This is a genomic window from Tardiphaga robiniae (assembly GCF_013359755.1).
GTDB lineage: Bacteria > Pseudomonadota > Alphaproteobacteria > Rhizobiales > Xanthobacteraceae > Tardiphaga > Tardiphaga robiniae.
The window spans coordinates 179,249-199,106 of sequence record NZ_JABMCJ010000076.1; the positions used below are offsets into that span (position 1 = coordinate 179,249).

At 61.6% G+C, this 19,858-nt stretch carries 15 protein-coding genes; 5 read left to right on the top strand and 10 right to left on the bottom strand.

Going from position 1 to position 19,858, the window contains the following annotated elements:
- Positions 1-6 precede the first annotated feature (6 nt).
- The 10 genes from HP556_RS08340 to urtA all read right to left on the bottom strand — a co-directional run bounded on the left by HP556_RS08340 (position 7) and on the right by urtA (position 11,498).
- Entirely contained in the window at positions 7-2,424 is a 2,418-nt protein-coding gene (locus HP556_RS08340; RefSeq protein ID WP_175366592.1) for a bifunctional diguanylate cyclase/phosphodiesterase, read from the bottom strand.
- A 248-nt stretch (positions 2,425-2,672) separates the two neighbouring features.
- Positions 2,673-3,626, bottom strand: a complete 954-nt coding sequence (locus HP556_RS08345) for a DMT family transporter (RefSeq protein ID WP_374725716.1) — start codon at positions 3,624-3,626, stop codon at positions 2,673-2,675.
- A 187-nt stretch (positions 3,627-3,813) separates the two neighbouring features.
- On the bottom strand, positions 3,814-4,653 hold the full coding sequence (locus HP556_RS08350; RefSeq protein WP_175366593.1) for an aldo/keto reductase: 840 nt from the start codon (positions 4,651-4,653) through the stop codon (positions 3,814-3,816).
- A 68-nt stretch (positions 4,654-4,721) separates the two neighbouring features.
- The gene (locus HP556_RS08355) at positions 4,722-5,063 is read right to left on the bottom strand and encodes an FmdB family zinc ribbon protein (protein ID WP_068735531.1); all 342 of its coding nucleotides are present in this window, start codon (positions 5,061-5,063) and stop codon (positions 4,722-4,724) included.
- 189 nt (positions 5,064-5,252) lie between these two features.
- Positions 5,253-6,482 (bottom strand): formamidase, encoded by a 1,230-nt coding sequence (gene fmdA, locus HP556_RS08360; protein ID WP_093756657.1) that lies wholly within the window; start codon positions 6,480-6,482, stop codon positions 5,253-5,255.
- A 49-nt stretch (positions 6,483-6,531) separates the two neighbouring features.
- Complete coding sequence (gene urtE / locus HP556_RS08365; protein WP_175366594.1) at positions 6,532-7,221, bottom strand: urea ABC transporter ATP-binding subunit UrtE; 690 nt, start codon at positions 7,219-7,221, stop codon at positions 6,532-6,534.
- Positions 7,222-7,231: 10 nt separating this feature from the next.
- Complete coding sequence (urtD, locus tag HP556_RS08370; protein ID WP_068735525.1) at positions 7,232-7,987, bottom strand: urea ABC transporter ATP-binding protein UrtD; 756 nt, start codon at positions 7,985-7,987, stop codon at positions 7,232-7,234.
- A 9-nt stretch (positions 7,988-7,996) separates the two neighbouring features.
- Complete coding sequence (gene urtC / locus HP556_RS08375) at positions 7,997-9,142, bottom strand: urea ABC transporter permease subunit UrtC (protein ID WP_175366595.1); 1,146 nt, start codon at positions 9,140-9,142, stop codon at positions 7,997-7,999.
- A 36-nt stretch (positions 9,143-9,178) separates the two neighbouring features.
- The gene (gene urtB / locus HP556_RS08380; RefSeq protein ID WP_089265233.1) at positions 9,179-10,105 is read right to left on the bottom strand and encodes an urea ABC transporter permease subunit UrtB; all 927 of its coding nucleotides are present in this window, start codon (positions 10,103-10,105) and stop codon (positions 9,179-9,181) included.
- A 133-nt stretch (positions 10,106-10,238) separates the two neighbouring features.
- Positions 10,239-11,498 carry an urea ABC transporter substrate-binding protein gene (urtA, locus tag HP556_RS08385; protein ID WP_089265234.1) on the bottom strand — a complete coding sequence of 420 codons (1,260 nt, stop codon included), beginning with the start codon at positions 11,496-11,498 and terminating at the stop codon, positions 10,239-10,241.
- Between the two features lie 161 nt (positions 11,499-11,659).
- On the opposite strand from urtA, the gene HP556_RS08390 reads away from it, so the two are divergent.
- The 5 genes from HP556_RS08390 (at position 11,660) to HP556_RS08410 (ending at position 19,850) form a co-directional block, all read left to right on the top strand.
- Complete coding sequence (locus tag HP556_RS08390) at positions 11,660-15,034, top strand: ATP-binding protein (RefSeq protein ID WP_175366596.1); 3,375 nt, start codon at positions 11,660-11,662, stop codon at positions 15,032-15,034.
- Positions 15,024-15,947: a response regulator gene (locus tag HP556_RS08395; protein ID WP_089265236.1), complete on the top strand. Its 924-nt coding sequence runs from the start codon at positions 15,024-15,026 to the stop codon at positions 15,945-15,947. Before HP556_RS08390 ends, HP556_RS08395 begins: the two co-directional genes overlap by 11 nt.
- Before the next feature lie 196 nt (positions 15,948-16,143).
- Entirely contained in the window at positions 16,144-17,349 is a 1,206-nt protein-coding gene (locus HP556_RS08400) for an ABC transporter substrate-binding protein (protein WP_175366597.1), read from the top strand.
- A 6-nt stretch (positions 17,350-17,355) separates the two neighbouring features.
- Positions 17,356-19,083 carry an FAD-dependent oxidoreductase gene (locus HP556_RS08405; RefSeq protein ID WP_175366598.1) on the top strand — a complete coding sequence of 576 codons (1,728 nt, stop codon included), beginning with the start codon at positions 17,356-17,358 and terminating at the stop codon, positions 19,081-19,083.
- A complete protein-coding gene (locus HP556_RS08410) occupies positions 19,083-19,850 on the top strand; it encodes an SDR family NAD(P)-dependent oxidoreductase (RefSeq protein WP_175366599.1) in 768 nt (255 codons plus the stop codon). The genes HP556_RS08405 and HP556_RS08410 overlap by 1 nt, the downstream gene beginning before the upstream one ends.
- Positions 19,851-19,858: the final 8 nt, after the last annotated feature.

Below are 19,858 nucleotides of genomic sequence, written 5' to 3' on the forward strand. Positions count from 1 at the left end.
CCAGAGCTAGCTGGCTCGCTTCGCCGCGGCGGCGGTACCACTCGGGGCGCTGACGACACTTTGATAATGCGCAATCGGCTGCGGGCGGCCGATCAGGAAGCCCTGGATCTCCGCACAGCCCTCGGCGGCAAGAAACGACATTTGGGCGACGGTCTCGACGCCCTCGGCGATCACCGGGAGCTTCAACGAGCGGCCGAGCCCGATGATAGCGTGAACAATAGCCGCGGACTGCGGATTGTCCTCGAGATTGGCCACGAAGGTCTGGTCGATCTTGATCTTGTCGAAGGGGAAAGCCTGCAAATAGCTCAAGCTCGAATAACCCGTGCCGAAATCGTCCATGGCGACGCGAACGCCCAGTTCCTTGACGGCGTGCAGGATCGCGATGGCACCAGCAAAATCGTCAATCAGCACGCCTTCGGTGATCTCGATCTCGACACGCTTCGGGCAGAGACCGGTTTCCGCCAGAACGGCGGCGAGCATCCCGGGCACATCGCCGCGCTGAAAATTGACCGGCGACAGATTAATGGCGATCGACAGCGGATTGACCCAGGTTGCCGCCTCGCGACAGGCCTCGCGCACTACCCACTCGTCGATGGCGCCTATCAGACCGCTCTCCTCCGCCAGCGGAATGAACACCGTGGGCGAGATGATGCCGCGCTCGGGATGCCGCCAGCGCAGCAGAACCTCAAAGGCGACGACAGCGCCCTCGGTGGTCGCCTGCGGCTGAAAATAGAGTTGGAATTGCTTGTTCTCGACCGCCACCACGAGATCACGTTGCAGCAGTCGCTTCTCGCGGATGTGCTGATCCATCGCAGCCTCGAAGAAGCGGATGGTGCCGCGTTCCTCGGCCTTGGCGCGATCGAGCGCCAGATCCGCATGCGCAATGAGAGCTTCGATATCCTGGCCGTCCTGCGGATAGACCGAGATGCCGATACTACAGCGAACATTGACGTGCTGGCCGACGATCTGAAACGTATTATCGAGAATGCCCGACAACCGCGCACAGAGATCTTCCGCTGTTTGCGGCTCCGCGCCGAGATGAGACACGATCGAAAAGATATCGCCACTCGGCCGTGCCAGAAATGCACCGTTGCAGGCTTGCGACAGCCGCTTCGCCAGCTCGGCCAGTACGGCATCGCCGGTGGCCTGGCCGTATACATCATTTGTTTCTCTGAAACGGTCGATATCGATCCGCGCGATCGCAAACGAGCCGTGTCCCGCCGAGGCCTCTTTGAAGACGCGGGCCAGATGTTCGTTGAAGGCAACACGATTGGGCAGATCGGTGATCGGATCGTGCCGCGCGAGATGCACGATCCGCGCTTCGCTGAGTTTGCGGTCGGTGATGTCGGCATGGGTCGCGACCCAGCCGCCATTCTTCATCGGCCGGTAGCGCACATTGATGGCGCGTCCATCCGGCAGCTCGGCGGTCTGGCTGCTCGGCACGCGATCCGCGAGCGCCGTCCGCATCTTCATCTCATAACTATCCATATCGACGAACAGCGTGCCAGCTGCCGCGCGAATTGCCAGCACCTGATCCTCGGTCGCGCCGGCGAACATTTTCGCCGGCGCGATATTGTACATGCGCATGTAGCTTTCGTTCCACAATTCGAGCAGACCATCGGCGCTATACATGCACAGGCCCTGCTCCATATTGTTGAGCGCCGCATCGAGCTGCAGATTGCGCTTGCTCATGCTGCGGCGGGTGCGCTGATCTGTTACGGCAACGACGAGGCCCGCGATCACCACGGCGGCGGTGAAGGCCGCAATGGCCAGCGACAGTTCGATCGGCGACAGCAGACTTTGGGTCTCAGCGGCTGCGGCATTGTAGGTCAGATCGATCGCGCCCATGGCGACGAAGTGATGTACGCAGATCGCGAGCGTCAGAAGCAGTGCGGCAACGAGCAGCTTGCCGGACCGGTCGGCAGTCTGGGCGACGAGGATCGCCAAGGCGGCAATCACCATGCCGCCGACGACCGACACCGTCACGAGGTCCGGCATCCACTGGATGATGGCGGGGATGCGCAGCGACGCCATGCCCATATAGTGCATGCAGGCGATGCCGAGGCCAATCACCGCGCCGCCGGCCAGCGCGTTCCGTTTGGTTCGATTGAACAGCGCGATGGCGAAGCCGGCCGTGGTCATCACTGCAGAGGCGACAAGCGAACAGGCGGTGATGATGAGGTCGTAGTGGAGTTCGAAACCAGGCGTGTATGCGAGCATCGCGATGAAATGCGTCGCCCATGTGCCGAATCCGGTGACCGCGCCTGCGGTAATCAACCACGCAAGGCGCGTATCGGGCAATGCGGTGCGCGCACGCGTGAACAGGTTGACGGCAGCAAGGCTGGAGAGAAAACACACCGCTGCCGCCAGCAGGATCTGCCGCCAGTCATGCTGCAACTCGATGCAATTCCAGACTCGTAGCATAAAGATACCAACATATGACGAGATATCGAAGCATAGCGCGTGCAACGTTCGGAATGTTTAAAACTCACGGAAAAATTGCACAGAAGAGCAGTTATTCTTAAGCCGCGATAAAGCCCGAAATATGCCGGGTATCATCGTCCATGTTTGCGGAAAGATATGCAACACATTCGGATGTACCCACCGCAAGCGCCATGGCTCAGGGGAAGATCGAGCAAGGGGGACGACCTGTCTCGATCAACAGCTCATCACTAGGCGCTCGGATAAGGTTCCGCCGGTGCGGTGACCTGCGCGCGGCGCACGCGTTCGCGATGTGCGGTGTAGACACCGCTGGCGATGATGATTGCAGCACCGGCGAAAGTGACAGCATCGGGCACTTCGCCAAACAGGAAGAAGCCGATCAGCGTCACCCACACCAGCTGCACATAGGAGAACGGCGCCAGTACCGATGCATCCGCATAGCGGAAGGCCAATACGACAATCCAGTGGCCGACAGTAGCGGCGACGCCAATACCAACGCCGAGCGCGATCTGCGTCCAGCTCGGTACGATCCAGTAGAACGGCACGATGACACTGAGCACGAGAAAGCCGGTGATCGCCGAGAACGCCATCGTGGTGATGGCGCGATCTGCACCGCTTATTTTGCGCGTCAACACCAATGCGGTCGCCCAGCCCAACGCCGAAATGATCGGAAAGATCGTACCGGGCTGAAACGCCGCGGTGCCCGGCCGCACGATGATCAATACGCCCAGAAGCCCTGCGATGGTGGCGGTCCAGCGGCGCAGACCGACCTTTTCGCCGAGGAAGAGAACCGATAGCCCGGTGACGAATAGCGGCGAGATGAAGCCGGTTGCCGTCGCCTCCGCGATCGGCAGATAACCGAGCGCCATGATGAAGAAGATCGACGAACACAACAGGCCCAGCCCGCGAAATACCTGCAGCAGCGGCCGCGTCGAGCGCATCGGATTGCCCGAGGCCGGCGCCAGTACGATCGGCAGCAGGATCACGACGAACACCAGAAAGCGGATCCAGGCGATCTCCACCGATGGCATGCCCGTGCGCGACAGATACTTCGCCATCGCGTCCGATGACGCCAGAAACGCCGTCGAGCAAATGATCATCAGAATGCCGCGCAGCGGCCGGTCGGTATGGCGATGCGCCGATACAGGGGCAGCAGTCTTCGGCGGCGGAACATGGCTTGTCACGAGCGGGGACCAATATGCGGGCTCGTCGGTGCATGCGAGCCGAATCGAATACGGCTCACAAAACGACGATCACGAGGCCGGGACAACTGCCGATATCAGGACACGGATATGCAGGCAGGCAAAAAAGCCTATGCCGGCCGATGCATCAGCGGCCAGCGTGCAGCGCAGCATCGATTTTACCGCATCCCTACAGCATCGGTAGACTGGAAGGCTCCCGGCCGAGCGGGAATACCTTTCCAATATCAGCCAGTTCGGCCGCGCTGAGCGTCAATGCACTCGCCGCCGCGTTGTCCACCGCATGGGCGGCCGAAGACGCCTTCGGAATTGCGAAGACCGTTGGCTGACGGATCAGGAAAGCCAGCGCCACCTGCCGCGGCGTGGCCAGATGGGCATCGGCGATCTGCTGCAGGATTTTGCCGCCCGGCGAGCGCGTCGACGGGAAATCATTATGACCGAACGGCGAATAGGCCACGACGGCGACGCCATGGCTCTCGCACCACGGGATCACGCGATGTTCGATGGCGCGCTCCTGCAAATGATAGAGCACCTGATTGCAGGCGATAGCGCCCTTACCTGCAAGTTTCGACAGCTCGTTGAGATCGTCGACATCGAAATTGCTGACACCCCAGGAGGCAATCTTGCCGGCCGCCTTCAACTCTCCGAAGGCGGCGACAGTCTCGGCAAGCGGAACCTGACCGCGCCAGTGCAGCAGGTAGCAATCGAGCCGATCAGTCCCCAGCCGCTTCAGCGAGCGCTCGCAGGCGGCAATGGTGCCCTTCCGCGACGCGTTGCTCGGCAGCACCTTGGAGACCAGGAACACCTCGTCGCGACGGCGGGCGATGGCCTCTGCAATCACGAGTTCCGCGTCACCGTACATTTCGGCCGTGTCGATATGGCTCATGCCGGCATCGAGGCCGGCCTGCAGCGCCCTGACCGCCGCAGCGCGGTCACTGTGGTCGATATACCAGGTGCCCTGCCCGATGACTGAGACGTCGCGCTTGGTTTGGCCGAATGGATTGTGTCGCATGCTGCGCCTCCGCCTCCCGCGGCAATGAGGCACACGGGAGTGGACTTTAGCGCATCAATTCAGAGGAGTCAGTGGCTGATCATCCACGGCCGCGCTGTCGGGAAGCTCTTGGCGCCCGAGCGGGTCTGCTTCACCAGCCGCGACGGCTTCTTGCCGGAACAGCAGCCGCAACCGGCCCCGTGCGACGCCTTGTACTCCGCCGATGTCTTCGGCGCATTGCGGCTGCGCTCGTTGGTGGCGTGGGCCTTGCGCTTGTCGGAGGGCATGCAGAAAAACGCCGGCGCGGTCAGGATCACACGCGGCGCCTGTGTCGCGCAATGCGGGCAGTCCTGCGGGTCATCGCATTCGGCCATCGGCCGCATGTCGGTGAAGGGACCGCAATCGTCGCAGAGATATTCATAGACCGGCATGGGATGATCCATTGTGAGACAATGCCCTCTCCCCGTCAGTGCGAGCGAAGCGAAGCAATCCAGAAAGCCGCGAGCGAGGGAAGACTGGATTGCTTCGTCGCTTCGCTCCTCGCAATGACGGCGGAGAGTTAGCGAAAGAAAAAGGGGCTGCGGGGTCGTGACGCCAACCCCGCAGCCGAGTTGACCGCGTTACTTGTCCGGCGAGAGCGGCATCTGGATGTCGCCCTTGATATGTTTGATCGGGCCCGCCGACGACGGATTGATGTCGAAGTCGAAGATCTGCGTCGGCAGCCACAGTGTGGCGCAGGCATTGGGCACGTCGACGACGCCGGAGATGTGGCCCTGCACCGGCGCGGTGCCGAGGATCGAATAGGCCTGCGCGCCGGAATAGCCGAACTTCTTCAGATATTCGATGGCATTCAGACAGGCCTGACGATAGGCGATATGCACGTCGAGATAATGCTGCTTGCCCTGCTCGTCGACAGAGATGCCTTCGAAGATCAGGAAGTCATTATAGTTCGGCGTCATCGGCGACGGCTTGAACACGGGGTTCTTGATGCCGTATTTCGACACGCCGTCCTTGATGACATCGACCTTGATGTGCAGCCAGCCGGCCATCTCGATGGCGCCGCAGAAGGTGATTTCGCCGTCGCCCTGCGAGAAGTGCAGATCGCCCATGGAGAGACCGCCACCGGGGACATAGACCGGGAAATAGACTTTCGAGCCGCGCGACAGGTCCTTGATGTCGCAATTGCCGCCATGCTCGCGCGGCGGCACGGTGCGCGCGCCTTCGGCCGCAGCCTTCTCCTTCGCCTCGCCCTTCAGCCGACCCATATGGGCAGTCGGGCCGAACGGCGGATTGGCAAGGCCGGGCACGCGGGTCGGGTTCGTCGCGATCAGTGCAGTCTCGCGCTCGTTCCAGGTGGCAAGCAGTTTCGGATCGGGCAGACAGCCGATCAGGCCGGGATGGATCAGGCCGGCGAAGTTCACGCCCGGGATGTGACGCGACGAGGTGTACATGCCCTTGAAGTCCCAGATCGACTTCTGCGCTTCCGGGAAGTGATCAGTGAGAAAGCCGCCGCCATTCTGCTTGGAGAAGAAGCCGTTGAAGCCCCAGAGACTATCCTTCATCGGGCCGACATCGAGCAGGTCGACGACGAGGAGATCACCGGGCTCCGCGCCCTTGACACCGATCGGGCCGGACAGGAAGTGCACGATCGACAAATCGATGTCGCGCACGTCATCGGCGCTATCGTTGTTCTTGATGAAGCCACCAGTCCAGTCATAGGTCTCGACGATGAAGTCATCGCCGGGATTGACCCATGCGACCATGGGAATGTCCGAATGCCAGCGGTTGTGAATCATGTCGTTGTCGTAGGCCGATTGCGTAAGGTCGACCTTGATCAGTGTATCTGGCATTCAATGCTCCCCTTCGGTTACTGGTCTTGGTGGTTGGACGCGTGGTGAATTAGACGGACAGGTATTTGGCGATCTGCGCGGCATCGATGCCCTCGCGGGCTTCGTCGCGAACGATCTCACCATTCTCGATCACCAGCACGCGGTCGGCGACATCGAGCGCGAAACTCAGCACCTGTTCGGAGACAATGATCGAAAGACCCTTGGTGTCGCGGATGTGCTTCAGCGTGCGGGCCATGTCCTTGATGATCGACGGCTGGATGCCTTCGGTGGGTTCATCCAGCAGCAGCACCTTCGGCTTGGTGGCGAGCGCGCGGGCGATGGCAAGCTGCTGCTGTTGGCCGCCGGAGAGATTGCCACCGCGGCGGCCCTTCATTTCCAGCAGCACCGGAAAGAGCTCGTAGAGATCGTCGGGCACTTCCTTCTCACCGGAGGCGACAAGGCCGGTCTCGATATTCTCCTTCACCGTCATGTGCGAGAAGATCATGCGGCCCTGCGGGACATAAGCGAGGCCGCGCGCGACGCGCTCATAGCTCTTGAGCGCACCGAGCTCCTTGCCCTCCATGGTCACCGAGCCGGACTTGGTCGGCACGATTCCCATCAGCGATTTCATCAGTGTGGTCTTGCCCATGCCGTTGCGGCCCATGATGGCCACGATTTCGTTGGGCTGCACTGAGACATTCAGGCCATGCAGGACTTCGCTCTGGCCGTAAGCGACGTGGAGATCGTTGATCGCGAGCATGATGATCTCCTCAATGACCCAGATAGACTTCGATGACCTTGGGATCGTTCTGGACCTTCTCCATGGTGCCTTCGGACAGGATCTGTCCCTGATGCAGCACGGTCACCTTGTGGGCGATGTCCTCGACGAATTTCATGTCGTGTTCGATCACCAGCACCGAGCGGTTCTTGATGATCGTATTGAGGAGTTCGGCCGTCTTGACGCGCTCGCTGACGCTCATGCCAGCAACTGGCTCGTCGAGCATCAGCAGGTCCGGATCCTGGATCAGCAGCATGCCGATCTCGAGCCACTGCTTCTGGCCATGCGAGAGCACATCGGCATACATGTTGAGGCGATCCTTCAGGAAGATCATCTCGGCGACTTCCTCGACGCGTTCGCGCACCGCCGCATCACGCTTGAACATCAGCGAACCGAACACCGAGCGCCCACGCGGATAGGAAATCTCCAGATTTTCGAAGACGGTGAGATCGTCATACACCGACGGTGTCTGGAATTTGCGGCCGACGCCGGCCTGCACGATCTGGTTTTCCTTCAGCTTGGTCAGCTCCGTGCCACGGAACTGCACCGAGCCCGACGTGGCTTTGGTCTTGCCGCAGATCAGATCGAGGACGGTGGTCTTGCCCGCGCCATTGGGGCCGATGATGACGCGGATCTCATTCTCCTCCACATAGAAGGAGAGATCGTTGACCGCCTTGAAGCCGTCGAAGGAAACGGTGAGCCCTTCGACCGCGAGCAAAAACTCTTTGGGCTGATGTCCGATGAGCATGATGTCCCCTTACTCGGCCGGCGCGCCGTCGGCGGCGGATTTGATGGCCCAAGCCTTCTTGGATTTAGACGAGCGCATGGCAATCAGGCGATCGATGTGGCGCGCCACGTGATCGCGCCAGATGCCGGACAGGCCATTGGGGAAGAACAGCACCACGGCAATGAACAAGCCGCCGAGGCCGAACAGCCAGAGCTCGGGGAAGGATTCCGACAGCATGGTCTTTGCGTAGTTCACCAGTAGCGTGCCGTAGACCGCACCGAAGATGGACATGCGGCCACCCACGGCCGTGTAGATCACCATCTCGATGGACGGCACGATGCCGACAAAGGACGGCGACATGAAGCCGATCTGCAGCGTGAACATGGCGCCGCCGATTGCCGCGAACATCGCCGCGGCACAGAAGGCGAAGATCTTGAAATTGGCGACGCTGTAGCCGGAGAAGCGGACGCGGTCCTCCTGTTCGCGCATCGCCACCAGGATGCGGCCGAGCTTGGTCAGGCGGATAAACTGCGCGGTGATGATACAGGCGAACAGCACGAAGACTTCGAAGAAGTAGAGAATGACCTTGGCGTGATCGGTGCGGATGTCCCAGCCGTTCAGCGTGCGCAGGTCGGTCATGCCGTTGATGCCGCCGGTGTAACCCTGCTGGCCGATGATCAGGATGGTGGCGATCGCTGCGATGGCTTGGGTGATGATGGCGAAATAGACGCCGCCCACGCGGCGTTTGAACATCGCAGCGCCGATGATGAAGGCCAGTAGCGTTGGCACCACGAGAATGGCGATGATCGTCAGCGTCAGCGAGTGAAACGGCTTCCAGAACATCGGCAGCGACGTGATCTGGTTCCAGTCCATGAAATCCGGAATGCCGGGGGTCGACTGGATCTTAGTGTTGGCGACGCTGGAGGCTTCCAGCTTCAGGAACATCGCCATGCAGTAGCCGCCGAGGCCGAAGAACACGCCCTGCCCGAGGCTTAGGATGCCGCCATAACCCCAGCACATCACAAGGCCCAAGGCGACGAAGGCATAGGTCAGATATTTGGCGACGAGGTTGAGACGAAACACATCGAGAAACAGCGGCAGGATCACCGCGAGCAGCAGCAGCAGCGACAGGAAACCGAGAAGCTCCGAGCGGTTGAAGAAGCGTGAATTGATCATGTGATGATTGCCCTGCTCTGTCTGTACTGCACGCGCTTACTTGCGGACCTTGAGGGCGAACAGGCCCTGCGGCCGGATCATCAGGATCGCGACGATGGTGAGCAGCGTCAGCACTTTGGCCATCGAGCCGGACATGAAGAACTCCATGGTCGACTGCGCCTGGGAGATGGTGAAGGCCGAGGCAATGGTGCCGAACAGGCTGGCCGCGCCGCCGAACACCACGACGAGGAACGTGTCGACGATGTAGAGCTGGCCGGAGGTCGGGCCGGTCGAACCGATCATGGTGAAGGCGGAGCCCGCGATCCCCGCGATGCCGCAGCCGAGGCCGAAGGTGTAGCGGTCGACCTTCTCGGTATTGATGCCGACGGCGCCGGCCATCACGCGGTTCTGCACCACGGCGCGAACCTGACGACCCCAACGCGACTTGTACATGATGTAGGCGACCACCATGGTGATCCCCAGCGTCAGCACCATCACGAAGATACCGTTGATCGGCACCTCGATCGTATCGGTGACCTGCTTGGAGCCCATCATCCATTGCGGCAGCTCGACACCAACTTCGCGCGCACCGAACACCGAGCGATAAGCCTGCTGCAGGATCAGGCTGAGACCCCAGGTCGCCAGCAGCGTGTCGAGCGGACGCTTGTAGAGATGCCGTATCAGCCCCCATTCGACCAACATCCCCAGCGCACCGGAGGCGATGAAGGCGAGGATCATGGCGACGAAGAAGTAGCCGGAGAACAGCGACGGCAGATGCGACTGGAAGAAGCTCGACGTCAGCCAGGTAACGTAGGCGCCGAGGATCATGAATTCGCCATGCGCCATGTTGATGACGCCCATCTGCCCGAAGATGATTGCGAGGCCGAGTGCCATCAGCACATAGACCGAGAACAGGATCAGGCCGGCAAAGCCCTGCATTGCAAAGATGGCGCCAAGGTCGCCAATCGAATAGTCGCCGAACATCGATCCGTCCTCCGTCAGGGAAAGGGTCCCGCGCCGCGCGATGAGACGCGACGCGGGGTTGTCGTGCGCGGATAGGTCGTCCGCGCCAGGGAGAAGCTGCGCGGAGGCACGCTCCGCGCTTGAGGAGGAAGGCTTACTGGTAGCCCTTGGGGAACGGATCCGGCTCGATCAGTTCGGGCGTCTCGTAGACGACCTTGAACTGGCCATCGAGCTGGGCCTGGCCGACGCGGGCCTTGGACCACAGATGGTGGTTCGGATGGACCTTGACGTAGCCTTCCGGCGCCTTGGTGAATTCGATACCGGCAGACGCAGGTGCGATCTTGTCGATATCGAAGGAGCCGGCCTTTTCGACCGTCATTTTCCAGAGCCACGGGCCGAGATAGGCGGCCTGCGTCACGTCGCCGATCACGGTCTTCTCGCCCCACATCTTCTTGAAGGCAGCGACGAATTCCTTGTTGTTCGGATTATCCAGCGACTGGAAGTATTTCATACAGGCATAGGCGCCCGCGATGTTTTCACCACCGATGCCGTCGATCTCGTCCTCGGTTACCGAAATGGTCAGCATGGTCTGCTTCGACAGGTCGATGCCGGCCGCCTTGAGCTGCTTGTAGAAGGCGACGTTGGAGCCGCCGACCACGGCCGCATAGATCACGTCGGGCTTGGTCAGCTTGATCTTGTTGATCACCGAGTTGAACTGGGTGTGGCCGAGCGGGAAGTATTCTTCCCCCGACACTTTGCCGCCGAGCTTGCCCTCGATGTGCTTGCGGGCGATCTTCATCGACGTGCGCGGCCAGATATAGTCCGAGCCGATCAGATAGAAGCTCTTGCCGTTCTTGGTCTTGGAGACCCAGTCGAGGCCGGCGAGGATCTGCTGGGTAGCTTCCTGACCCGTATAGATCACGTTCTTCGACTGCTCGAGACCTTCATAGAAGGTCGGGTAGTAGAGCATGCCGTTATATTGTTCCATGACCGGCAGCACCGCCTTGCGGGAGGCCGAGGTCCAGCAGCCCATGATGGCAGCGACCTTGTCGTTGACCAGCAGCTTCTTGGCCTTTTCAGCGAAGGTCGGCCAGTCCGAGGCACCGTCTTCCTGGATGAACTTGATCTTGCGGCCGAGCACGCCGCCCATGGCGTTGATCTGGTCGATGGCGAGCTTTTCAGCCTGAACCGAGCCGGTTTCCGAGATCGCCATCGTACCGGTGACGGAATGCAGAATGCCGACGGTAACTTCCGTATCGGTAACCGCAAGGCCGGTGGTATTGATGGCCGAGGTGGCCGGCGCCTGCGCAAAAGATGTGCGCGGAAGCAGCGACATTGCCGGCAAAGCCGCCATGCCCATCAGCAGTTTACGCCGCAACGGCGAGTGCAAGCCCGGTTTCTTCTCGTCTGACATTTCAACCCCACTGGTTCGAGTACGCCTATTGGTGAGGCAAGCATTGCTGAACTTGTGCGGTGCACGGATACGCGAGATCGCGTATACTGCACCGCAAAATGCCGACGTAGGTTTTTGCATCACGCAAACATGCGTAGTTTGACAGGGTCAGGAGCGAAGTAGTGGCAGGGCGGCAGCGTATCGACCGCGTGAGACGCCAGTACAATCAATGGGTCGCCAACCAGACCCTGGAGGATTACGCACTCCGCTTTACGGCGAAGAGCGCCAGGCGCTGGTCCGCCGCGCGGGTCGCCAACACGGCATTGGGCGCCATTTCGTTTCTCGCCCTTGAGGCCATCGGCGGCACCATCACCATCAATTACGGCATGACCAACGCCACCGCTGCGATCCTGGTGGTCAGCGTCATCATCTTCTGCTGCGGACTGCCGATCGCGTATTATGCCGCAAAATGCGGCATTGATATCGATCTCCTCACCCGCGGTGCCGGTTTCGGCTATATCGGCTCGACTGTTACCTCGCTGATTTATGCGTCTTTCACCTTCATCTTCTTCGCCATCGAGGCGGTCATTCTCGCCTCGGCGCTGGAGATGTGTTTCGATATTCCACGCCCCATCGGCTACCTGATATCGGCCGTGGTCATCATCCCGCTGGTGACCCATGGCATTACGCTGATCAGCCGTTTTCAGCTCTGGACGCAGCCGATCTGGCTGGTGCTCAACCTGCTGCCTTTCGCGGCCATCGCCTATGCCAGCCGCGACTCCTTCGTGGCCTGGACCAAATTTCCGGGCGACCACGGCAGCGCCGCCGGCCATCTCGATCTCCTGCTGTTTGGCACGGCCGCTTCGGTCGTATTCTCGCTGGTCGCGCAGATCGGCGAACAGGTCGACTTCCTGCGCTTCCTGCCGCGCGACCGCCGCAGCTCGCGTGCGAGCTGGTGGGTGGCGCTACTGTGCGCGGGCCCGGGCTGGATCATTGTCGGCGCAATCAAGCTGCTGGCCGGCTCGTTCCTCGCCTATTTCGCACTGACCCACGGCGTTTCGGCCGAACACGCCGCCGAGCCCGCGCATATGTATCTCGAAGCGTTTCGCTATGTGCTGTCGCAGCCTGATCTGGCGCTCGCTTTGACAGGCACCTTCGTGATCCTGTCGCAGCTCAAGATCAACGTCACCAACGCCTATGCGGGCTCGATCGCCTGGTCGAACTTCTTCTCGCGCCTCACCCACAGCCATCCCGGCCGCGTCGTCTGGCTGGTGTTCAATGTGCTGGTCGCGCTGCTGCTGATGGAAATCGGCGTCTACAAGGCGCTGGAGCAGACGCTGGCGCTGTATTCCAATGTTGCGATTGCCTGGGTCGGCGCGCTGGTCGCCGATCTGGTCATCAACAAGCCGCTCGGACTGCGCCCGCAGCAGATGGAGTTCAAGCGCGCGCATCTCTACGACATCAACCCGGTCGGCGTCGGCGCCATGCTGGCCGCCACCGTGATGTCGGTCAGCGCCTTCTACGGCCTGTTCGGCCCGACGGCCAAGGCACTGTCGCCGTTCGTAGCCTTGCTTACCGCGCTTGTGACCGCGCCGATCATCGCCTTCGCGACAGGCGGGAAATACTACATTGCCCGCAAGCCGAAGCGCGCCTGGCAGAACATGGCAGCGATCCAGTGCTGTATCTGCGAACATTCGTTCGAGCCCGAGGACATGGCGCATTGCCCGGCCTATGCCGGCCCGATCTGCTCACTGTGCTGCTCGCTCGATGCGCGTTGCCACGATCTCTGCAAGCCGCATGCGCGGATCGACGCACAGATGTCGGCGACGTTCGGCAAATTGCTGCCGGAGCCGATCCTGGCCCGGCTCAATTCGCAGCTCGGCCATTATCTTGGCGTGTTCATGATCGCTGCCGGCCTCGTCGGCCTGACGCTGGGGCTCATCTATCTGCAGACCTCCGCCGCATCGCCGGGAGACAGTGCGCAGGTCTCGGAAGTGCTGTGGAAAGTGTTCTTCGCGCTTGCGATCATCATCGGCGTGGTGGCGTGGCTATTCGTGCTGGCCAAGCAAAGCCGTCGCGCCGCCGAAGCTGAGACCAAGCGGCAGACCACCCTGCTGATGCAGGAAATCGACGCGCACAAGCGCACCGACGCCGAACTGCAGCGCGCCAAGGAAGTCGCCGAATCCGCCAATCTCGCCAAGAGCCGCTATGTGGTCGGCCTCAGCCACGAGCTGCGATCGCCGCTCAATGCGATCAGCGGCTATGCGCAGCTATTGGAACAGGACGAGAGCCTGCAGACCCGCCCGCGCGATCAGGTGCGCGTCGTCAAGCGCAGCGCCGATCATCTCTCCGGACTGATCGACGGCATTCTGGACATCTCCAAGATCGAGGCCGGACGTCTGTATCTGTCGCGTGACGAAGTCCGTCTCACCGATTTCCTCGATCAGCTCGTCGGCATGTTCCGCCTGCAGGCCGCCGCCAAGGGCATCGATTTCGTGTTCCGGCGGCCGAACATCCTGCCCACCGTGGTCTATGCCGACGAGAAGCGGTTGCGCCAGATCCTGATCAACCTGCTCTCCAATGCCATCAAGTTCACCCAACACGGCAGCGTGCAGTTCGTGATCCATTACCGCAGCCCGGTCGCCGAATTCGAGATCATCGATACCGGCCCAGGCATCCGCCCCGACGATCTTGAACGCATCTTCGCGCCGTTTGAGCGTGGCGCGCTCGGCGCGGCGCAGCCGCATACGGGCACCGGCCTGGGTCTCACGATCTCGAAACTGCTTGCGGGTGTGATGGGCGGCGATATCCGCGTTAGCAGCGAGGTCGGCACCGGCAGCACGTTCCGCGTCAAGATGCTGTTGTCCGAAGTGACCAACCCGACGCGTATCGCGCCGGTGGACGCGCCGATCTATGGCTATCACGGTATCAGAAAGACCATTCTGGTCACCGACGACGATCCGACGCAGCGCGACCTCTTGCGTCAGGTGCTGACGCCGCTGGGCTTCATTCTTCTGAGCGCGCCCGATGGCCAGGCCTGCCTCAGCCTCGCCCAGCACTGCCGGCCCGATCTGTTCCTGCTGGATATTTCCATGGCCGGCATGGACGGCTGGACCGTCGCCGAAAGGCTACGGTCGTCGGGCCATCATCAGGCGCGTATCCTGATGGTCTCGGCCAGCGCGCTGGAAGCCCATGGCACGCCGCTCGCCCAGCCATTCCATGACGGCTACCTCATGAAGCCGATCGAACTGCCGCGGCTGCTGGAACAGATCGGACAACTCCTGAAGATCGAATGGCAATACGAACGCGACGAAGTGGCACCGCTGCCGCAATGGACGCCCAATAGCGGCACACGGCCGCCCGTGCATCATGTAGAGGAACTCATTAGCCTTGGGCAGATGGGGCACATCCGCGCCATCCAGTTAAAGCTCGACGAAATCGGCAATGAACATCCCGAACATACCGACTTCGTCACGCAGATGCGCTCGCTGATCGATCGCTTCGACCTCGATCAATACATGGCCACCTTGAAGACGCTGTACACCTATGACCACTGAATCGAAAAAACGCGACGTCGCACTGGTGGTCGATGACTCGCCGGAAACATTGCGGCTACTGACCGACGCGCTCGATGGCGCCGGCATGACCGTGATGGTGGCCATGGACGGCGCTGCGGCCATGCGGATCGTCGAACAGATCACGCCGGACATCATCCTGCTGGATGCCGTCATGCCGGGAATCGACGGCTTCGAAACCTGTCGCCGGCTGAAGCGCGACGCGGGCCTCGGCGACGTGCCCGTGATTTTCATGACCGGGCTGTCCGAGACCGAACACATCGTGCGCGGCCTCGAGGCCGGCGGCGTCGATTACGTCACCAAGCCGATCATCATCGAGGAAATGCTGGCGCGGATCCGCGTGCATCTCGCCAATGCGCGGCTGACGCAGAGTGCGCGCACCGCGCTCGATGTCTCCGGACGCTTCCTCCTTGCCGTGAGCAACAAGGGCAATATCCTCTGGGCCACGCCGCAGGCGCAGAAATTGCTCAGCGATCACCTGATCGCCGCCCCCAATGATGAATTGCTGCTGCCACCAGTCATGATGCAGTGGCTCGAGCAGATGCAGCGACCGGGCGCCAAGCCGGCACCGTCATCGGGCTTTCCGAGCAACGAGCTGCTGCGTCTGCAATATATGGGGAAAGTCGGCTCCGACGAATTCTTGCTGCGTCTCGCCAAGGAGAATGCGCCAACCGCTCCCGCCGAATTCAGCAAGGAGCTTGGCCTCACGGGCCGCGAGGGCGAAGTGCTATCCTGGCTCAGCAAGGGCAAGAGCAACCGCGATATCGCGCAGATACTCGGCCTCTCACCGCGCACCGTCGACAAGCATCTTGAGCAGATCTACGCCAAACTTGGCGTCGAGAACCGTACTGCGGCTGCGGCAATTGCGGTGAATGCGAGCCACAGGCGGCAATAGCCACGACGTGACCGTCGCGTAGTTCGACCGCTGCTCCAATCAGTCTGATACCGCACCGCACGCACGGCATCGCGGCGCGTGCTCACACCTTTCCACGCGCGAATTCGCTATTGACAAACCTTTTCGCCAATATCTAATTTGTCGAAAAACAGAGAATGACTGGCCCGACACGAGGCCGCATTGGGGAGAGAAACAGATGACACGCCAGTTCCTGGTGTGCGCAGCCGCGCTCACGCTTTGGACGTCCACCACCTCCGCTCAGGTCTCCGACGACGTCGTTCGCATCGGCGTTCTCACCGATCTCTCAAGCTGGGGGCGCGACAACAGCGGCCCCGGATCGGTTGAAGCCGCGAAGATGGCGCTCGAGGAATTCGGCCCGACCGTTCTAGGGAAACCGATCGAGATCATCAGCGCCGATCATCAGATGAAGTCTGACGTCGGCATCCAGATTGCTCGCAACTGGTTTGATGCCGGCAAGGTCGATGCCGTGGTCGATATCCCGAACTCCGCCATCGCCATCGCGGTTCATAATCTGGCGAAGGACCGCAACAAGATCGCGCTGCTGTCTGGCCCCGGCGCAAGCACGCTCACGGATGAGCTGTGCAGCCCCAACACGGTCCACTTCACCTACGACACCTATGCGCTTGCGAAGGTGACGGCCTCTGCTGTGGTCGCCGGCGGTGGAAAGTCATGGTTCTTCATCACGGCCGACTACGCCTTCGGCAATCAGCTTGAACAGGACGCGACGCGCTTCATCAAGGCGAGTGGCGGCACCGTGCTGGGCGGCGTTCGCCATCCGACCAATACCGCCGACTTCTCGTCCTTCGCGCTGCAGGCGCAGAACTCGAAGGCTGAAGTCGTCGCCTTCGCCAATGCCGGCCAGGACACTGACAATTCGATCAAGCAATCCGGTGAATTCGGCCTCGTCAAGGGTGGCCAGAAACTGGTCGGCCTGTTGATGTTCGACACCGACGTTCACGCAATCGGACTGGAGGCGGCCCAAGGCACCTACCTCACCACCGCGTCCTACTGGAACATGGATGACAAGACGCGCGCATGGTCGAAGAAATTCTTCGAACGCACCAAGGTGATGCCGACCATGATCCAGACCGGCGTCTATGGCTCGGTGCTGCACTATCTCCAGGCCATCAAGGCTGCCGGCACCGACGATCCGGCCAAGGTAATGACCAAGATGCGCGAGCTGCCGATCGAGGACACCTTCGTGCATGGCGGCAAGCTGCGCGAAGACGGCCGCGTCATTCGCGACATGTATCTGGCCCGCGTGAAGAAGCCGTCGGAATCCAAAGAGCCTTGGGACTATCTCGACATCATCAAGACCGTGAAGGGCGATGACGCCTTCCGGCCCATCTCTGAATCGAAATGCCCATTGCTGAAGAAGTAAGGTCTCATGGCTATTGATCCCAAAGCGAATATCGAGCTCTACGAATGCGACGTGCTGGTCGCCGGCTCCGGCTGCTCCGGCATGTCGGCGGCGATCACCGCCAAGCATAGCGGGCTCGATGTTCTGATCGTCGAAAAGGAGCCGCGGTTTGGTGGCACGACCGCGCGTTCCGGCGGCTGGCTGTGGATTCCCGGCACGTCACTGGCGCGCGCCTGGGGCATCAATGAAGGTCCTGATGAGGCGCGCACCTATCTGCGTCATGAGGCTGGCAACAGCTATGACGCCGCGCGTGTCGATGCGTTTCTCGCCGCAGGGCCCGAAGCCATCGACTTCTTCACCAGCAAGACGGCGGTGCGCTTCGACATGCCGCTGACCTTTCCCGATTACGATGCGGAGGCGCCCGGCGGCAAGCAGGGTGGCCGCTCCATGGTGGCCCGGCCGTTCGACGGACGCGAACTCGGCGACCACATCAAGGATATCGGTGCGCCGCTGCCCGAACTGACGGTGTTCGGCATCATGCTTGGCTCCGGCAAGGACATCATCCACTTCATGCGCGCGACAAAGTCACTGACCTCGGCGGTCTATGTGGCCAAGCGGCTGTCGAAGCATTTCCTGAACGTGCTGCGCTATGGCCGCGGCATGACATTGACCAACGGCAACGCCCTCGCCGGCCGGCTCGCCAAATCGGCCTTCGACCTCAAGATTCCGCTGTGGCTGTCGTCCCCGGTGCGTGAACTGATCATCGAGAACGGCGCGGTCCGCGGCGCGATCATCGAACGCAACGGCAAGCGCATCCGCATCTTCGCACGCCGCGGCGTAGTGCTCGCATGCGGCGGCTTCCCGCACGACATCGAAAGGCGCAAGGCGATGTTTCCGCATGCGCCGACCGGCCGAGAGCACTATTCGCCCGGCCCGACCGGCAATACCGGCGACGGTCTTCGTCTTGCCGAGTCCGTGGGCGCCCATGTCGAGGATTCATTACCGAATGCCGCTGCCTGGGTGCCGGTCTCGGTCACCCACCGCAAGAACGGCAGCAAAGGCGTGATGCCGCACTTCATCGATCGCGCCAAACCCGGCGTAATCGCCGTGATGCGCGACGGTGCCCGTTTCGCCAATGAGGGCAATTCCTACCACGCCTTCGTTCAGCAGATGATGAAGGCAGCGAAGCCCGGCGATGAGATCGCGGCCTGGCTCGTTTGCGACCACCGCGCCTTGCGCCAATACGGGCTCGGCGCCGTGCCGCCATTCCCGATGCCGATCGGCCAATATCTGAATTCCGGCTATCTCATCAAAGGAGATACACTCGAAGAGCTCGCGGCCAGGGCCGGCATCGACGCTGGCGGCTTCGTTACGACCATCGCGCAATTCAACAACACCGCCGCCGAAGGCCGCGATCCCGCCTATGGCAAGGGCTCCCGCGCCTATAACCGCTATCAGGGCGACGCCAACCACGGGCCCAACCCCTGCGTCGCGCCGATCGAACAGGGGCCGTTCTATGCCATCAAGATGGTGATCGGCGATCTCGGCACTTATGCCGGCATCAGGACCGATGCGCAGGCACGCGCGCTCGATGCCGGCGGTCAGGTCATCAATGGCCTCTATGCGGCCGGCAATGACATGGCGAGCATCATGGGCGGCAACTACCCCGGCGCGGGTATCACGCTCGGCCCCGCGCTCACCTTCGGCTATATCGCCGGCCGCCACCTCGCCGGCACACCGGTAAAGGCGGCATGATGGCCAGCTTCGCACCCGATCTGCTCAAGGGTCAATTGGCGCTTGTAACGGGTGCCGGCGCCGGCAACGGTCGTGCGATTGCGCTGGGGCTGGCTGCACATGGCGCCAATGTTATCGTGACCGACATCGACCGCGATGGCGCCGCACGCACGGCCGGCGATATTGCAGCCACCGGGCAGCGGTCATGGCATCATCATCTCGACGTCACGGATGTCGATGCCTGCCAAGAGCTCGCGCAGACCGTCAAAGCGAGCGCCGGCGACATTTCGATCCTGATCAATAATGCCGGCATCATCATTCGCGAGGGCATCGACTCCGAGCGCGCGGTGGAGAACTGGCGGCGCGTACTCGACGTCAACCTCAACGGCGTGTTTAATGTCACCCATGCCTTCCTGCCGGCCTTGCGCGCCCGGCGTGGCAGCGTGATCAATCTTGGCTCCATCGCCTCTTTCGTCGGGGTCGCCGATACGCTCGGCTATTCGCCCTCCAAAGGCGGCGTGAAGCTTCTGACGCAAGCGCTGGCGCGCGAAGTCGCCAAGGACGGCGTGCGCGTCAACGCCATTGCGCCGGGCGTGATCGAGACGGCCATGACCGAAGCGACACGCAACGATCCGGCACGGCTGGCGGGCTTCCTCGGCCGCACGCCACTGGGGCGCGTTGGCCAACCCGATGAGCTGATTGGCCCCGTGGTCTTCCTCGCTTCTCCCATGGCGTCCTATGTCACCGGCGTGACCTTGCCAGTGGATGGAGGCTTTCTGGCCGTGTAGTGTCGCGG

Bases quoted from the DNA above. Each gene is read 5' to 3' on its own strand.
- HP556_RS08340 (WP_175366592.1), bottom strand. From the start codon at position 2,424: ATGCTACGAGTCTGGAATTGCATCGAGTTGCAGCATGACTGGCGGCAG.
- HP556_RS08350 (WP_175366593.1), bottom strand. From the start codon at position 4,653: ATGCGACACAATCCATTCGGCCAAACCAAGCGCGACGTCTCAGTCATC.
- HP556_RS08355 (WP_068735531.1), bottom strand. From the start codon at position 5,063: ATGCCGGTCTATGAATATCTCTGCGACGATTGCGGTCCCTTCACCGAC.
- fmdA (WP_093756657.1), bottom strand. From the start codon at position 6,482: ATGCCAGATACACTGATCAAGGTCGACCTTACGCAATCGGCCTACGAC.
- urtE (WP_175366594.1), bottom strand. From the start codon at position 7,221: ATGCTCGCGATCAACGATCTCCACGTCGCTTACGGCCAGAGCGAAGTC.
- urtD (WP_068735525.1), bottom strand. From the start codon at position 7,987: ATGCTCATCGGACATCAGCCCAAAGAGTTTTTGCTCGCGGTCGAAGGG.
- urtC (WP_175366595.1), bottom strand. From the start codon at position 9,142: ATGATCAATTCACGCTTCTTCAACCGCTCGGAGCTTCTCGGTTTCCTG.
- urtB (WP_089265233.1), bottom strand. From the start codon at position 10,105: ATGTTCGGCGACTATTCGATTGGCGACCTTGGCGCCATCTTTGCAATG.
- urtA (WP_089265234.1), bottom strand. From the start codon at position 11,498: ATGTCAGACGAGAAGAAACCGGGCTTGCACTCGCCGTTGCGGCGTAAA.
- HP556_RS08395 (WP_089265236.1), top strand. From the start codon at position 15,024: ATGACCACTGAATCGAAAAAACGCGACGTCGCACTGGTGGTCGATGAC.
- HP556_RS08400 (WP_175366597.1), top strand. From the start codon at position 16,144: ATGACACGCCAGTTCCTGGTGTGCGCAGCCGCGCTCACGCTTTGGACG.
- HP556_RS08405 (WP_175366598.1), top strand. From the start codon at position 17,356: ATGGCTATTGATCCCAAAGCGAATATCGAGCTCTACGAATGCGACGTG.
- HP556_RS08410 (WP_175366599.1), top strand. From the start codon at position 19,083: ATGGCCAGCTTCGCACCCGATCTGCTCAAGGGTCAATTGGCGCTTGTA.